Source organism: Thioalkalivibrio sp. (assembly GCF_007692535.1).
Classification (GTDB): Bacteria; Pseudomonadota; Gammaproteobacteria; order Ectothiorhodospirales; family Ectothiorhodospiraceae; genus Thioalkalivibrio.
The window spans coordinates 1-15,235 of the sequence record NZ_REBW01000091.1; the positions used below are offsets into that span (position 1 = coordinate 1).

The 15,235-nt window shown below is 64.5% G+C and carries 12 protein-coding genes; 9 read left to right on the forward strand and 3 right to left on the reverse strand.

Annotated elements, in window-relative coordinates:
• Window positions 1-243 precede the first annotated feature (243 nt).
• The 4 genes from EA346_RS03800 (at window position 244) to EA346_RS03815 (ending at window position 3,351) form a co-directional block, all read left to right on the forward strand.
• Entirely contained in the window at window positions 244-774 is a 531-nt protein-coding gene (locus EA346_RS03800; protein WP_296755862.1) for a DsbE family thiol:disulfide interchange protein, read from the forward strand.
• Window positions 771-1,280: a cytochrome c-type biogenesis protein gene (locus tag EA346_RS03805; protein WP_296755864.1), complete on the forward strand. Its 510-nt coding sequence runs from the start codon at window positions 771-773 to the stop codon at window positions 1,278-1,280. The genes EA346_RS03800 and EA346_RS03805 overlap by 4 nt, the downstream gene beginning before the upstream one ends.
• Window positions 1,277-2,185: a c-type cytochrome biogenesis protein CcmI gene (ccmI, locus tag EA346_RS03810; protein ID WP_296755866.1), complete on the forward strand. Its 909-nt coding sequence runs from the start codon at window positions 1,277-1,279 to the stop codon at window positions 2,183-2,185. Before EA346_RS03805 ends, ccmI begins: the two co-directional genes overlap by 4 nt.
• 320 nt (window positions 2,186-2,505) lie before the next feature.
• Window positions 2,506-3,351, forward strand: coding sequence for a pirin family protein (locus EA346_RS03815; RefSeq protein WP_296755868.1), 846 nt, complete (start codon window positions 2,506-2,508; stop codon window positions 3,349-3,351).
• A 361-nt stretch (window positions 3,352-3,712) separates the two neighbouring features.
• On the opposite strand, the gene EA346_RS03820 is transcribed toward EA346_RS03815, so the two are convergent.
• Window positions 3,713-4,138 (reverse strand): universal stress protein, encoded by a 426-nt coding sequence (locus tag EA346_RS03820; protein WP_296755872.1) that lies wholly within the window; start codon window positions 4,136-4,138, stop codon window positions 3,713-3,715.
• A 358-nt stretch (window positions 4,139-4,496) separates the two neighbouring features.
• Here EA346_RS03820 and EA346_RS03825 point away from each other — a divergent pair, with 358 nt between their 5' ends.
• Window positions 4,497-5,930, forward strand: coding sequence for a NapC/NirT family cytochrome c (locus EA346_RS03825; RefSeq protein WP_296755873.1), 1,434 nt, complete (start codon window positions 4,497-4,499; stop codon window positions 5,928-5,930).
• Between the two features lie 225 nt (window positions 5,931-6,155).
• Here the strand turns inward: EA346_RS03825 and EA346_RS03830 are convergent, their stop codons facing one another.
• Both EA346_RS03830 and EA346_RS03835 read right to left on the reverse strand, forming a co-directional pair.
• A complete protein-coding gene (locus EA346_RS03830; protein WP_296755876.1) occupies window positions 6,156-6,794 on the reverse strand; it encodes a c-type cytochrome in 639 nt (212 codons plus the stop codon).
• A gap of 332 nt (window positions 6,795-7,126) precedes the next feature.
• Window positions 7,127-7,765: a c-type cytochrome gene (locus EA346_RS03835; protein WP_296755879.1), complete on the reverse strand. Its 639-nt coding sequence runs from the start codon at window positions 7,763-7,765 to the stop codon at window positions 7,127-7,129.
• 426 nt (window positions 7,766-8,191) lie between these two features.
• Here EA346_RS03835 and EA346_RS03840 point away from each other — a divergent pair, with 426 nt between their 5' ends.
• From EA346_RS03840 to EA346_RS03855, 4 genes are all read left to right on the forward strand, one after another.
• Complete coding sequence (locus tag EA346_RS03840) at window positions 8,192-10,279, forward strand: OmcA/MtrC family decaheme c-type cytochrome (RefSeq protein WP_296755881.1); 2,088 nt, start codon at window positions 8,192-8,194, stop codon at window positions 10,277-10,279.
• Window positions 10,280-10,385: 106 nt separating this feature from the next.
• Window positions 10,386-11,345, forward strand: coding sequence for a DmsE family decaheme c-type cytochrome (locus EA346_RS03845; protein ID WP_296755884.1), 960 nt, complete (start codon window positions 10,386-10,388; stop codon window positions 11,343-11,345).
• Between the two features lie 21 nt (window positions 11,346-11,366).
• Window positions 11,367-13,526 carry an MtrB/PioB family decaheme-associated outer membrane protein gene (locus tag EA346_RS03850; RefSeq protein ID WP_296755888.1) on the forward strand — a complete coding sequence of 720 codons (2,160 nt, stop codon included), beginning with the start codon at window positions 11,367-11,369 and terminating at the stop codon, window positions 13,524-13,526.
• Between the two features lie 776 nt (window positions 13,527-14,302).
• Window positions 14,303-15,007 carry a helix-turn-helix domain-containing protein gene (locus EA346_RS03855; protein ID WP_296755891.1) on the forward strand — a complete coding sequence of 235 codons (705 nt, stop codon included), beginning with the start codon at window positions 14,303-14,305 and terminating at the stop codon, window positions 15,005-15,007.
• The last annotated feature ends 228 nt before the right edge of the window (window positions 15,008-15,235 follow it).

Sequence of the window (15,235 nt, forward strand, 5' to 3'; positions counted from 1 at the left end):
GATCGCCGCTACCGGGTGCGGGTGCGTCGTGAGGAGGACCTGCCGGACGCGGCGGGAAACCTCGAAGGCAACGGGGGTGTCCAACCCGATGGCAAGGCATCGCCGACCGCGGCCGGCTGATGCTCTGGTCCAACGAGCAAAGGTGGATGGCAGGGTCCCGGCTAACCGGGACGCCTTTCCTCTCCGATCACTGGCGCTGGAATACCACGCATGGTCCACATGGGTGCTAAGAGGTTCTGAAAGATGAAGTTACGTTTCCTGATTCCATTGTTTGCCTTTTTTGCACTGGTGGGGGTGCTCTGGATCGGTCTGAGCCTCGACCCCCGCGCCTTGCCGTCGCCGCTGGTCGGCAAGGAGGCCCCCGATTTCGACCTGCCGCAGCTGCGTGATCCGGACACCCGGTTTGCCAGGGCCGACATGCTTGGAAAGCCGGCCCTCTTCAACGTCTGGGCCTCGTGGTGCGTGACCTGCCGGCAGGAGCATCCGATGCTTGCGCAGTTGCGGAACAGCGGCGTGCCGGTCTACGGCTTGAACTACAAGGACACCCGCTCGGACGCCTTGCGCTTCCTCGCGCGTTACGGCGACCCGTACCAGTCCATCGCCTTCGACGAAGCCGGCATGGTGGGGATCGACTACGGTGTCTACGCGACGCCCGAAACCTTTTTGATCGATCGCCACGGCATGATCCGCTTCAAGCACATCGGCATGATCACGCCGGACATCATCGAAAACAAAATTCTTCCCCTTTACCGACAACTGGAGGCCGAATCATGAGGCCATACCCCGTCATTCTGTCGTTGCTGTGCCTCGGGGCATTGGCACTGCTGATCGCCCCCACGAGCCTGCTTGCGGGACCGACCGCGCCGCCTTCGGAGCCGATGACCTTCGAATCGGAGGAACAGGAGGTCCGCTATCAGAAGCTGATCCGCGAGCTGCGCTGCACCGTTTGCCAGAACCAGAACCTGATCGAGTCGAACGCGCCGCTCGCCAATGACCTGCGTCGCCAGATTTCACTGATGATCAGGGATGGCGCGGAAAGCGAGGAAATCGTCGACTACATGGTCGCGCGTTACGGTGATTTCGTGCTTTTCCGCCCCCCGATGAATGCGACCACCTACCTGCTTTGGTTCGGGCCCATCGCGATGCTAGTGATCGGACTTTCGGCACTGGGGATGATCCTCTACCGCCGCCGCAACCAGGTTGGCGCGGGCGATCTCTCCGAGGAGGAGCAGGAACGCCTGCGCCGCCTGCTAGGTGACGGCGACGGGGGTAAGGCATGACGTTCTTCTGGACCCTGGCGGCCGTTCTGACGGTCGCCGCCCTGCTCTTTCTGCTCGTCCCCATGTTCATGAGCCGTCCCGCGCCCGGGGGGAAGGCTTCGACGGATGTCATAGACGCCAAGGTCTCGGTGTACCGCAGCCAGTTGGCCGATCTCGAGGCGGATCGCGAAGCCGGCACCATCTCCGAGGAGCAGTTCAACACCGCCCGCACCGACCTGCAGCGCAGCCTGCTCGAGGCCAGCGAGGGCAGGACCGCCGCGCCGGCGGGAGGGATCAAGGGCTCCTGGCGCCTGCCGACGGGAATCGCCAGCCTGCTGGTCGTCCCAGTACTGGCCGTACTGATCTACCAGGGGTACGGCGCGGGCGAACCGGGGCTGGATCCCCAGCGGCCTTCGCCACAGACAGCGCAGGCCGGTATGGATCAGAACATGGAGGCCGCGGTGAACGCGCTTGCCGCCCGCCTCGAGTCCAACCCGGACGATCCGGACGGCTGGGCACTGCTGGGCCGGTCCCTGCTCTTCCTGGAGCAGCCGCGTGCCGCCGCCGGCGCCTATGCCCAGGCCATCCGTTACGGGGGCAACAGGGATCCCGACATCCTCGTAACCTATGCGGACCTGCTCGGCAGCATGGACGGCGGCGACCTGAATGCCCGTGCGCTGCCCTTCGTCACCCAGGCGCTGGAGATCGAACCCGACCACACCAACGCGCTGTGGCTCGCGGGCCTCGCGGCCTTCCGCGCCTCCGACTACGAAACGACAAAAAGCTACTGGGAACGGCTCGAGTCGCAACTGACACCGGGTAGCGAGGAAGCGCAGCTGATCCGGAGCAACCTCGCGGAAGTACGCTCCAGGCTGAACAACGGTGCAGAGGTGGAAAACCGCATCCCCGAAGCACCACCGCAATAAAAACATGGAGTGCGGGAGCTCGCTCCCGCTGTCCAGCGCCCCGAGCCCTTCGCATGCCCCAAAGCGGCGGCAAGCCGCCGCACTCCAGGATGCGCTACGCGCATGCACCGTTTATGGAGTGCGGGAGCTCGCTCCCGCTGTCCAACGCCCCGAACCCTTCGCATGCCCCAAAGCGGCGGCAAGCCGCCGCACTCCATATCGCTGCCGCACGGCCAGGTCCTGTGTAACGTCCCAGAATTTCGAACGGTTTATCCAACAAAATCCGATTTTCTTTCGCTTTCGTGGTCTCTATGCTGAGACGAAAGCAAAGGAGAATCATCATGCCCAGTACGCGACCCGAAGCGATCCGCACCGCCCAGCCGACCCAGGATGGCGCCGGGGTCAAGATCCGTCGCATCAACGACTTCACCGGCCGTCTGGACCCATTCCTGATGCTGGACGAACTGAAGGCCAGCGCGCGGGAGGACTACATCGGCGGCTTCCCTCCGCACCCACACCGGGGCTTCGAGACCCTGACCTACCTGATCCACGGGGGTGTGACCCACGAGGACTCCATGGGCAACCGTGGCGAGGTCCACGCCGGCGAAGCCCAATGGATGAGCGCCGGACGCGGGGTGATCCACTCGGAGATGCCCCTGTTGGACTCCGATGGCCTGCACGGATTCCAGGTCTGGATCAACCTCCCGGCGGCACGCAAGATGGATCCGCCGCGCTATCGCGACATACACGCCGCTGAGATGGTGACCGCAGAGGCGGACGGGGTAACGCTCAAGGCCATCGCCGGAGCCTGGCACACGAGTACCGGACGGCTCGAAGGCCCGCTCGCGCGACTTGGAGACGACGCGGCCATGGCTGACGTGACGCTGAATCCCGGCGCCCGCCTGACCGTGGAACTCGATCCCGACGAAAGGCTGATCGCCTACATCTACAGCGGCAGCCTCGGTGACGGGCTGGACACGGCTCGCATGGGCGTCTGGTCAGAGCAGACGCGGATTGAACTGGCTTCCAGCGAGGGCGCCAGGCTGCTGCTCCTGCGCGGCCGCCCTCTCCGCGAACCCATCCGGCACCACGGCCCCTTCGTGATGAACACGGACGCCGAGATCCGGCAGGCGATCGCGGATTTCGAGGCCGGCCGTCTCGCGACACCGCCCGCGAGCGTTGCATAGCGAAACCCAAGCCGGCGAATCCTCCGCAGCCCCGGAACATCGCATTGACCGCAGCGAAACCGCCAAAACCTTCGCCTGCAAGGCAGGCTTCCACAGGGCCAAGGACCCGTGGGAGCGAGCCTTGCGCGAGAAGGGGTCCTCTGCGGAGCTTCCGTGACAATCAGGAGCCGACATCGGTCTGCCAGGCAAACCCGCGGGACCTGGAAAAAGACCTTCACCGCGCTCCCACGACCCATTGGCTCCATCCGCGCAGGAGCGACCTGGGGGCACGACCGCAGGGTCGATCGTGCCCGGCCCGGCGTTCAGATCGTGGCCGGAGGCCGCTCCTACGGAACCTGCAAGCCGGGGGGCCCGGTAGTACTTACGCCGCCGGAACCACGACCACGGGGCATTTCGCGTGGTGCAGGACCTGCTGACTCACCGAGCCCAGCAGGAGCCCCTGGAAGCCACCGCGTCCGCGCGAGCCCACCACGAGCATCTCAGCGTCGCTCGCGGCATCGAGCAGCGCCTTCGTGGGCCCGTGCCCCTCGCCGATCAGCACCTCCTGTCGGACGTCCTCGCCAGCCCCCGCCTTGGTCACCGAGTCAGCCAGCAGCCGCTTGCCCTCCCGCCGCAACTCGTCGGCCGAGGGGATGATCAGCGAAGCCCATTCGGGCTCGGTGTAGATCCTGTCCACGACAAAGCAGGCTCGCACCTCACTCCCCCGCAGCTTTGCCTCCTCCATCGCCCATTTCAGTGCCTTCACGGATCCGTCCGAACCGTCCATACCCACGACAATGCCACCCATGACCAACCTCCTATCTGTGTCCCGTTCGATAGTGACGGGATCCTGTCCAGGACTTGCCTGGCCGCCCGGCAGCAACGCCGACGACCTGCAATCACGCGGCTCGCAGCGCCGAACCCATGCGTCTCAGGCCAGCGCTGCCCCCATTACCCGCATTCCCCATTAATGTAGTTCAACCGGCAAGCCAGCGTGTCCTCGACGCGCCTTTTGGGACGAGTTCCGGCGGGAACACAGGGTTGCGCGCTGACACCCGGGGCCGGAATAAAGCGCAACATCGCCTATACTTCACAGGTATGGGTGATTCAAGGCGAGATCCTTCGACATCGACCACCGGTATCCTTCGAGCCGCAGGGGCAGTTTCATGATCAGGCAGTTTTTTGCATTACTCATCCAGAACACGGTCAGCATGCTGGGCACGGCCATCGCGCTCTCCGCACTCACGCTGATGCTCACGCTCTTTGTCGTGCAAGCGCTGGGCTTCGCGGACGGCCCGTACCTGGGAATCCTCACCTTCTTGATCATGCCGATGTTTTTCGTGCTCGGCCTGCTGATGATCCCGATCGGCATTCTGTGGCAACGCCGTCGTGCGGCGAAGGCCGCCGCAGCCGGTGAAGAGCCGCCGCTGTTTCCGGTCATCGACCTGAACCAGAACCGGACACGCAAGCTGGTCCTCATCTTTGTGGTGCTGACCATGGTGAACGTCACCGTGCTCGCGGGCGCCACCTACAAGGGCATGGAGGTGATGGATTCCAACGAGTTCTGCGGCATGGCCTGCCATTCGGTAATGCAACCCGAGTACACTGCGTATCAGCGCTCACCCCATGCGCGGGTCGGCTGCGTCGACTGCCACATCGGTCCGGGCGCCGACTGGTTCGTGCGATCCAAGCTGGACGGCGCCTGGCAGATGGTGGCCGTCACCTTCGACCTCTATCCCCGCCCTATTCCGACACCGCTCGAGAATCTGCGCCCCGCGCGCGATACCTGCGAGCAGTGCCACTGGCCCACCAACTACGTCGGCGACAAGCTGCGGATCGATGCCGTGTTCGACGAGGACGAGGCCAACACGGAACTGCGCACCGCGCTGCTCCTGAAGGTGGGCGGCCTGCGCGGTCGCGCGTCCGAAGGAATCCATTGGCACGTGGACCCGGGCGTGGAGATCCGCTACCGCTCCGATGCAAGCCGAATGGAGATCTACGACGTCGAACTCACCAAGGCCGACGGCACCGTGAAGCTGTTCCAGCCGCGAGGCATGCCGGACGAGGAGGAGCGCGGCGAATGGCGCTTGATGGATTGCGTGGACTGCCACAATCGCCCCACCCACATCTACCGCTCGCCGTCACAGGAACTCGACGAGGCGCTGGCGACCGACCGCATCGACGCCGGCCTGCCCTACGTCAAGCGCGAGGGTGTGCGGATTCTCACCGAAGCGGACTACCCGTCCCATGAAGCCGCGCGCGCGGGCCTCGCTGCGTCCCTGGAGGCGTTCTATCGCGAGAACTACCCGGAGGTCCTGGCCGAGAAACCAGAGGCCGTTGCGGCCGCAGGCGAGAAGCTCGGGGACATCTACAGCTGGAACGTGTTCCCCCACATGAAGGTCACCTGGGACACCTACCCCGACCACAGCGGGCATCCACCGGTCGCCACCCGTGAGGATGCCCCGGGATGCTTCCGTTGCCACAACCGCCGCCACAGAACGGCCGACAGGGAGACCATTTCCAATGACTGTATGCTGTGCCACTCGGTCCTGGCGGAACGGGAGGAAGATCCGGAGATCCTGCGGTTGCTGAACCCCTGAGGCAGGCCCGGTGCAATTCGCTTCGCCCAACTTGATATTGGCGTGAACGCGAGACCCGTCGGGTTACGCCCTTTGGGTTAACCCGACCTACGGTTTGCGGCTGGGCCGCACGGCTCGTCGGGGCAGACCAAGGGCCGGGGAGGCCGTCAAAACGACGTAGGCCCTGGTGGCACACGCGCCCACCAGGGCCTCCAGGCACTTTCTTATACTGATATTTTGCCTGGCTTACTGCCCCTGACTTGCGTAATAGGCGGCCAGAGCCTGGATGTCGTCGTCCGAGAGCGGCGTCATTTCCCGTTCCATCGTGGCCGGTTGAAAGCGCAGCCCGGCGCGATAGTCCTTCATCGTACGCACCAGGTAGGGCTTCCATTGGCCAGCGAGAATGCCCGCATCGTCCGCCGGATCGCCACCTCCATCGGCGTGGCAACGCGCGCAGTTGGCGTCATGGATGGCCGCACCGGCTTCCGCCCGGGCCGCATCCCAGGATTGGTCTGCCGACTGGAACGGCTGCTCCGCATAGTGAGCCGCCACCTCCACGATGGTGTCCTCGGACCAGTCCGCTACGATCACGCAGTGATCGGCTGCCGGTGCGTCATCGACCTTGGCAAACAAGTCCGCAACGCAGGGACGCTCTTCTCCCTGGAACAGGAACAGCTGGTTCTCGATGAAGAAATCGGATGCGCCCGAGATCGTCGGTGTATCAGGATCGTTGCTGATACCGTCCGCCCCGTGACAACCAAGACAGGACTCCGCGGAACTCGGAGCTCCCGCCAGGACCATGGGGGCTGCGGCAAAGGCCAGCGCCCCGAAGACGACCGCGGCCAGCGGCCTGCTGCCCGGGTGGCTCAATTTGGTTCTTCTCATCGCTCCTATCCTCCTGTTTTTTGATGACTCTGGGCCCTTTCATCGATACCCAGAGCCATGGGAGTGTAGACCAGTCGGTGTCCCGGCGCCCCCGGGCGCAAACCGTAGGTCGGGTTAGCCCAAAGGGCGTAACCCGACGGGTCTCGCACCCACCCATGGCTGCACAGCAGCGTCGGTCGTGGCACCCCGGCACGTCGGGTTACGCTACGCCAAACCGCCCTACAGAACTGGGCCGGGGCATGAAAGCTAGACCCAAAAAAAGCGAGGCCCTGGTGGCAGAACCGCCCACCAGGGCCTCACTGTGCATTCCAGTGCACAGGGCTTGCTGCTTCTTACTGACCCTGGCTCGCGTAGTAGGCCGCCAGCGCCTCGATATCCGCGTCCGAGAGCGCCTGCATTTCACGCTCCATAGTCGCAGGCTGCATGCGCCTGCCTTCGCGGAAATCCGTCATCGTCCGGACCAGGTACGGCTTCCATTGCCCCGCCAGAATGCCGGCATCGTCCGCCGGATCGGAGCCCGCGTCCGCGTGGCAGCGCGCGCAACTGTCCTCGTGAATGGCCGCACCGGCTTCCGCCCGGGCCGCATCCCAGGATTGGTCCGCCGACTGGAACGGCTGCTCCGCATAGTGAGCCGCCACTTCGACGATAGTGTCCTCGGACCAGTCCGCTACGATCGCGCAGTGGTCGGCTGCCGGTGCGTCATCGACCTTGGCAAACAGGTCGGCAACGCAGGGACGCTCCTCGCCCTGGAACAGGAACAGCTGGTTTTCAATAAAGAAATCGGATGCGCCCGAGATGGTCGGTGTATCCGGATCGCTGCTGATGCCGTCCGCCCCGTGACAGCCGAGACAGGATTCCGCGGAGCCCGGCGCGGCGGCCAGGGCCATGGGTGCAGCGACAAGGGTCAGCGCCCCAAGGATGGTCTTGGCCAGCAGCCGGGTTCGGCCCGCATTCAGTCGTGTTCTTTTCATCGCGTCATAACCTCCTGGTGATCTGTTTCGTTCCCTTCGGCGCGGTGCTCTCTGGCCGGGGAGAATGCAGTGTAGACGAGTCCATTTTCGTCCGTCGAACACGGCCGAACTGAATGAAGCGCACTTCAACACCGCCCGTGCCTTTTCAGTGATCCATCTTATCCCACTGTTTTTATTAGCATCCATGTGCCAACCGGCACCCGCGCGGAGCGCTTCAGTTTCGCGGTCTCCCGTGAGACTCGGGTGCTCTTATGGTTCCACCTAATCCGAACCCACTTGACCAAAATCAATTTTTTGCCCGCTCGAGACCTCGCTCTGGTCTAGTATTCCACCATATGGCTAGGCGCTACCCTCAGACGGATTCTTGCCCCTACCCACACGAACCGCGGCCCTTCACGAAAACATGACCACCCCTGGAGCTGGCTGATGTACATGGCGAATCTCAATCACTTCAACCGGTTCCTGGCTCTCATCCCAATGACCCTGGTGATCGTTGCTCTCGCGGGCTGTGGCGGAAGCTCGGGAAGTCCCGGCGCCCCGGGTCCGGAAGGCCCTCCCGGCGCACCGGGCGTGCAGGCGACAATTAACCAAGTCACCATCTCCAGTACGCCGGTCGTGGATTTCACCGTCGTCGATGAGCGCGGCTTTGCCATTCCAGGGATCACGCAGGCCAGTTTCACAATTGCGAAACTCGTCCCCGGGCGCGATGGCGACAGCAGTGCCTGGCAGAGCTACCTCAACCGCATTGAACAGCCGGGCACCGGAGACTGGCCTGGAACCGAACCCCAGATCCAGGCGATCGCCGAAAGCAACGGGACGCTCCAGGACAACGGCGACGGAACCTACCGCTATACCTTCGCGACCGATCTCTCCACGGTCACCGAACCCCTCGCGGTAAGTTACCAGCCGGAACTGACGCATCTGGTGGGGTTGCAACTGGGCGGAGCCACTGCGGGCACCAATGCGATCTACAGCTTCCAACCGTCGAGCGGGCGCACGTTCAACATCCCCGATCGGCGCATCGTGGCCCAGGAAACCTGCGGCACCTGCCACGGCGCCAGTCTAAACGCTCACGGTGGCAGCCGCGTGGATGCCGAATACTGCGTCGCCTGCCACAACCCGGGTACGACGGACGCGCAGAGCGGCGAGAGCCTCGACTACCGGGTGATGGTGCACAAGATCCACATGGGTGCGGATCTTCCCGGCGAGCCCTACGTCCTCTGGGGGTTCCGTGACTCCCGAAAAGACTTCTCCGACGTCGCTCACCCGCAGGACGTGCGCAATTGTGCCACCTGTCACGACCCAAACAATCCGAGGACGCCCCAGTCGAGCCAGATCCTCACCCACCCTAATATTGCCGCCTGCGGCTCCTGCCATGCCGACGTGAACTTCCAGACGGGCGAAAACCACATCCGCGGCGAGAACCTGCCCGTCACCAACGACAGCTGCACCGCCTGTCATTCAACCGGGGGGGTTGCCGGCAGTGTGCTCGAGAGCCATGCGATACCCACCAAGCTTGCGTCCGGGGAGTTCCAGTTGAACGTGCTGGGCCTGCAACGGCAGGCGGACCAAGCGCTGGTGACCTTCTCGGTCACCAACCCCCAGGATGGCAGCGCCTATGAATTGCCTGGCGACTTCCGGGCTCTGGCTGCCCGGCTGCACTGGACCGAACGCAGCTCCTCGGATTACGGCCGCCCGTTCCCGCTTGGCGCGAATGCCCTTGCAAACGCGGTGCCGGACGGCGCCGGCGCCTACGAGGTCCCGATCGCCATCCCACCAAATGACCCGCCAGGAAATGCGCCCGTTGATCCCACCCTCCTGACGGTAAGCCTCGAGGGCAGCGCGTGGCTCGATGGCGTGGAGGACGGCGAAGTCGTCCGGATCGCCGGGGCCACACGATTCTTTGCCCCCAATGGCGCGGCCGATGTCGTCCAGCGACGTCAGGTCGTCGAAGACGAGGCCTGTCAGAGTTGCCATGGGCAGTACGAGGGCCCCTATTCCGGGCACGGACAGGACCGCACCGACCACGTCCAGATGTGCGTGATGTGCCACAACCCCAGCCAGGCAAGGCCGGGCGCCGCCGAGAGTCCACGCGAACCGCACGAGACATCGACCGACATGATGTACATGACGCACGCCATCCATGCCAGCGACATCCGCGGGGACAACGAATACCGTTCCTTTGGCGACCTCGGGTACCCGCGTCCGTCGAGCGACTGCCGGGCCTGTCACACTTCCGACACCTTCCAGTTGACCAGCGTCCCGCGCAACAAGCCGGCCATGGCGACGCGCGTCTGGAACGGCGACGACGTACAGGACACCTTCGTTTCACCCCAGAGCGCGGTCTGCTGGTCCTGCCACATCGGCGCCAGTGCGGAAAATCACATGAGCTTCTTCGGAGGCCAGATCAATGTGCCTGGCGCGGAGCTTCAGATTCCCGGCCAGGAAACCTGCGTGGGTTGCCATGGCCCGGGGCGGGTACTCGATGTTGGCGCGGTTCACCCCGTACGCTGATCCAGCCATGTCCACCGACACCCGGGCCATAGGGCCGAACATTCCCGCCCATACGGCCGTCGGCCGCGGGATCCATCCGATGTCATCAGGAACCGAAGGTAAGTCCATGCGTGAAACGAGAAACACCATCCACTCCGCACTGATGGCGGTCGTCTTCCTGGCAACCGCCCTGTTCCTGGGGCCGGCAGCGGCCCAGCAGTACGCGGGAGAGGAGTTGCCCTCGTACTCACGTGGTGGGGCGGATACCTGTCTGCAGTGCCACGACTATGACGAGAGCGTGATGGCCGTGTTTCAGACGCCCCACGGTTCGTTCAATGACCCGCGTTCACCCTTCGCGAACATGCAATGCGAGGCCTGTCACGGCCCCGGCGGCGATCACACGCGCCGCCTGCGTCCGGGCCAGGAACAGCCGCCGATGCCGGCGTTCGGTCCGAACGCCCTCCTCTCTGCGCAAGAGGCCACCCAGATCTGTCTCAGCTGCCACAAGACCCAGGGTGGGAGCGACGCACACTGGGCGGGCAGCACCCATCAGCGCCAGGATGTGACCTGCATGGACTGCCATCAGGTGCACGTGAAAAAGGACCCCGTGGTCGTGAAGTCCAATCAGGCCGAGGTCTGCTACCAGTGCCACACCCGGGTTCGCGCCCAGAGCCTTCGGCCCCACAGGCATCCCGTGCGAGAGGGCCTGGTGGCCTGCACCGACTGCCATCAACCGCACGGTTCTCTGACCGAAGCGATGCTGGTCAAGCCTACCCTGAACGAGACCTGCTATGACTGTCATGCGGAGAAACGGGGGCCCTTCCTGTGGGAACACGCGCCTTCCGTGGAGAGTTGCGCCAACTGCCACGAGGCCCATGGATCGATTCATCCCGGGATGCTGAGCCGGCGCGCACCGCTGCTGTGCCAGAGCTGTCACTCGCGGGCCGGGCACCCCAGCATTGCCCAGACCGGCGACCGGCTCCCGGGGGGCGCGCCTTCGTCCTTCCTTCTTGGCCAAAGCTGCCTGAACTGCCACTCGCAGGTACACGGATCGAACCACCCCTCGGGAGCCAACCTCAGCCGCTAAGGGCACAGGGAGAGTACAGTCATGAACAAACACACAGCACACCTCATGCCCAAACGCCTGTCGCTCGCCATCGCACTCGCGCTGACGGCGACCCTGTCAGCCCATGCTGAACAGGAGCCGGAGGACGGCGCGGCTGCTGCAAACCGGACTGCGCCGTTCTCCTACTGGCCGCAGGCGGACACCGAGCGCTGGGAGTGCTCGCAGTGCCCGGACGTCAGCGGAACCGAGGGGGATGTGACCGTCGGCGTCGGATACGTCTCGGAGGAATCGGCCTATTTCGGTCGCTACACGGGACTGGACGACGACGGGTTGTACTTCCTCGGCGGCGTCCGCGCCAACTACAGGAGCGAGGACGAAAAGTATCTCGACCTCGAAGCGTCGAACCTCGGTCTCGACACGCGATCCCTGGCCCTGCGCGGCGGGGAGCGCGGCCGGTATCGGGCGCGCCTGAACTATGACCAGATCCCCGGCTTCGTCGCGGAGAACCCGAGAACCGTGTTCCGTGGGCTGGGCTCGACCAACCTGACCCTGCCCGACGACTGGGAGCGCGCGAATACGACGGGCGGCATGGGCCGCCTGAACGACAGCCTGACCGATATCAGCCTGGACACCCGCCGGGACCGGCTTGGCGTGGGCGTCGATTTCTGGCGCGGGCGAGCCTGGGACTACGGCATCGATTACCGGCGCACCGAGCAGGACGGCTTCAAGATCCAGGGCGGCAGCTTCCTGACCACCGCATCCCTGCTACCCGTCAAGGTCGATCGGGTCACCGACCAGATCGATGCCCGGGTCGCCTACCGCGAGCAGGACTGGCACGTGGCAGCGAGCTACCACGTATCCCTCTTCAACAACAAGGCCGACGCGGTCACCTGGGACAACCCGTTTTCGCTCGGTGGCGAGCAGGGGCGCATGGCACAGGAACCAGACAACCGCTTCCACCAGCTGATGCTCTCGGGCGGCTGGAGACCCACCTCACGACTCAACACATCCGGGCGTCTGGCGATTGGCCGGATGGAACAGGATGACAGCTTCCTCGCGCCCACCATCAACCCGAACCTGGTCGCTCCCGGGCTGCCGCGCGCGGATCTCGACGGCCGCGTCAACACCCTGACCGGGAATCTCCGGGCCGTCTACGCGGCGGGATCAAGGCTGACCGTGACCGGCGAGGGATTCTATGACGACCGTGACAACCGGACCGGGCGGGATGAGTTCGTTCAGGTGGGAACCGACACTTTTGTCGGCGCTGCCCGCATCAACCGCCCCTACAGCTACGAGCGTCTCGGCGGCCGGCTGATCGCCGACTTCCGCGCCTCCGACAAGGTCCGCTTGTCCGCCGGTGGGCGGGCCGAACAGGTCGAGCGAACCTTCCAGGAAGTCGACAAGACCGAGACCACCGCCGGCTGGGGCGAGATTCGGGCCACTCCAACGGATCGGGTGGACATGACCCTTCGGCTCACCCGCGAACAACGCCGCCTGGACGATGACTATACCGCCCTGCCAGACGTCATCCCGGAGGAGAACCCGCTGCTGCGCAAGTTTCACCTCGCAAGCCGCGACCGTGACCAGGTACGCGCCGACCTCTCCTACATGGTTTCCGACCGCGTGAGCCTGGGGTTCTCCGGCGACTATGCCAAGGACGACTACGACCGCTCGCGGGTGGGTCTCATCGACGCCCGGGACGTCGCCTACACGGTGGACATTTCCGCCGCTCCTCGCGACAACATCACCGTCTCCGCGTTTTACGGGCGCGAGCGCATCGAATCGACTCTGGCCAGCAGCGCCGCCTTCGGTTTCCCGGACTGGACCGGCGATCAGCGGGACACCATTGATTCGTTCGGCCTGACCCTGGAGGCACGCGACGTCGGCCGCGAGGGCTTCGATGCCGGAATCGACTACGGGTACTCCTCGGGCAAGGGTCGAATCACGATGCGAACGGGAGCCCCGGTCGAACCGCTCCCCGACCTCGAGTCCCGTTTGAACACCGTCAAGCTGTACGGACGCTACCGGGTCAACGAGAGGCTCTCGGTCCGGGTCGACTACCTTTACGAGCGCTATCGCTCCAAGGATTTCACCCTGGATGACGTCGCTCCCGACACGATCCCGTCCGTGCTCACGCTCGGCGAAGAGAGCCCGAACTACTCGGCTCATTTTATCGGAACGAGCCTGAACTACCGGTTCTGACTGCCGCCCTGAGCGCAGGAGGCCAGCCCCGGGTCTGATTGCGCCCCTGAGCGTAGGAGGCCAGCCCCGGGCCGATGGGTTTCCCGGCGCCCCATCGGCGAGAGTGCTCGCCTCCTACACGGCGGGCAACGATTTGGGCACGAGCCTTTCGTGCCACAGGCCAGCGTCCAACGTCCAGCGGACTCTCTTCCGCTTCGCCGTTCCTCCTTGCCACAATGACAATTCCCTTTGTCGATGTGGCAATACTCCCAAGCCCACTCCACCCCTGGACAACAACTGATCCTGTCCGCCATCGCGGGAAACGGAGCGACGTAACGATCTTTAAAGCGTTGATTTTAAAGTCGCCGCTCGCATCCCCGGGTCAGGCTCACAATGGCGCAGCCCGGAATTCCTCGTTTCAGGAGACCCGCGATTCCGGGTCGTCGAGATCCCGGCCCGCTTATTGCAGCGTGTCCCGACGATTCTTACGGACACTGCATCGTGGTGGAATGGACATTGAACGCTAACCCTCGATCCCGGATCTCTCCGCGCCCTGCACCCACCCCACGCAGGCATGCAGCGTGTCGCGGCGTCGTGGCGCCGCACTCGACTATCGGGGCTGGGGAGGCTGCGTGAGGGTTCCTTTCGACACCCGCACGGAGCCGCGGCCACAACCGCCAGCCAACCCTGCGCTGGTTCTGGCCGGACACGCCGCTCCATCCAGGGCCCAGGGGTGCGGCACCTGCCGTCTTTCAAAACGGTGCCTGCCCCCTTTCCTGAAGGGCGCTGGACACGAGGTGCCGGAGCGACTCATCCAACAGACGCCTCTGCTGGAAAAGGGCGCGACCCTGCACCATAGCGGCAGCCCTTTCGAGAACCTCTATGTGTTGCAGGTCGGGGCACTGAAGGGCGTCACCCGGGATACCGTCGGCGCCGAGACTATCGCCCGCTTCTACCTTCCGGGTGAGATCGTCGGGCTCAATGCCATCGACCGCGGGTGCTTCAGCCTGAACATCGTCGCGCTCGAGACCTCGGCCCTCTGCCGTATCCCGTACCGCGTATTCCAGAGTCACGCGATCACGCACCCTCCCCTGATGCACTGGCTACTGCGCCGTATCAGCGCAGAGATCCTCAACGAACAGGAAACGCGAATGGCCTTCGCATCCGGCAATGCCGCTCAGGTGCTCGCCCGGGTCTTGATCGACCTGGGACAGCGATTCGCGCGTGGAGGTCTGTCCGCAACCCGAATGCGGCTGCCGATGACCCGGTGCGAATTGGGGAACTATCTCGGCCTCACTCCAGAGACCATGAGCCGGCTCTTTCGGCGGTTCACACGGCAGCGATTGGTCGCTGCCGTACGGAGGGAGATCGAATTGCTCGACATCCACGGCCTGCACCGCCTGGCCGGCAGCCGGCCACCCGGCACACAGTCGCCACACGCTGGTTCCATGCCCCGACCGCGATACGGTCCAGAACCGATCCCCGCTGCCAGCCGCGCGTGACCGGAGAGCGATTCACTCTGCGGCCAGTCGGCGATCCGCGTGTGTCCCTCGGCATTGACTGCCCACAGGCAGGCGCAAGCGATAGCAAATAGCCAGCAACCACGACGACCTGCATCACGAAGTTGAAAACAACAAGAGCCCACAAGGAGAAGAGATGAGAGGAAACACGGTAAAGGCGGCCCTGATCGCAGGCCTGCTGACGGTCGGCGCCAGCGCCGCCGCAGACGA

Bases quoted from the DNA above. Each gene is read 5' to 3' on its own strand.
- EA346_RS03850 (WP_296755888.1), top strand. From the start codon at position 11,367: ATGAACAAACACACAGCACACCTCATGCCCAAACGCCTGTCGCTCGCC.
- EA346_RS03825 (WP_296755873.1), top strand. From the start codon at position 4,497: ATGATCAGGCAGTTTTTTGCATTACTCATCCAGAACACGGTCAGCATG.
- EA346_RS03820 (WP_296755872.1), bottom strand. From the start codon at position 4,138: ATGGGTGGCATTGTCGTGGGTATGGACGGTTCGGACGGATCCGTGAAG.
- EA346_RS03845 (WP_296755884.1), top strand. From the start codon at position 10,386: ATGCGTGAAACGAGAAACACCATCCACTCCGCACTGATGGCGGTCGTC.
- ccmI (WP_296755866.1), top strand. From the start codon at position 1,277: ATGACGTTCTTCTGGACCCTGGCGGCCGTTCTGACGGTCGCCGCCCTG.
- EA346_RS03830 (WP_296755876.1), bottom strand. From the start codon at position 6,794: ATGAGAAGAACCAAATTGAGCCACCCGGGCAGCAGGCCGCTGGCCGCG.
- EA346_RS03840 (WP_296755881.1), top strand. From the start codon at position 8,192: ATGTACATGGCGAATCTCAATCACTTCAACCGGTTCCTGGCTCTCATC.
- EA346_RS03800 (WP_296755862.1), top strand. From the start codon at position 244: ATGAAGTTACGTTTCCTGATTCCATTGTTTGCCTTTTTTGCACTGGTG.
- EA346_RS03815 (WP_296755868.1), top strand. From the start codon at position 2,506: ATGCCCAGTACGCGACCCGAAGCGATCCGCACCGCCCAGCCGACCCAG.
- EA346_RS03835 (WP_296755879.1), bottom strand. From the start codon at position 7,765: ATGAAAAGAACACGACTGAATGCGGGCCGAACCCGGCTGCTGGCCAAG.
- EA346_RS03805 (WP_296755864.1), top strand. From the start codon at position 771: ATGAGGCCATACCCCGTCATTCTGTCGTTGCTGTGCCTCGGGGCATTG.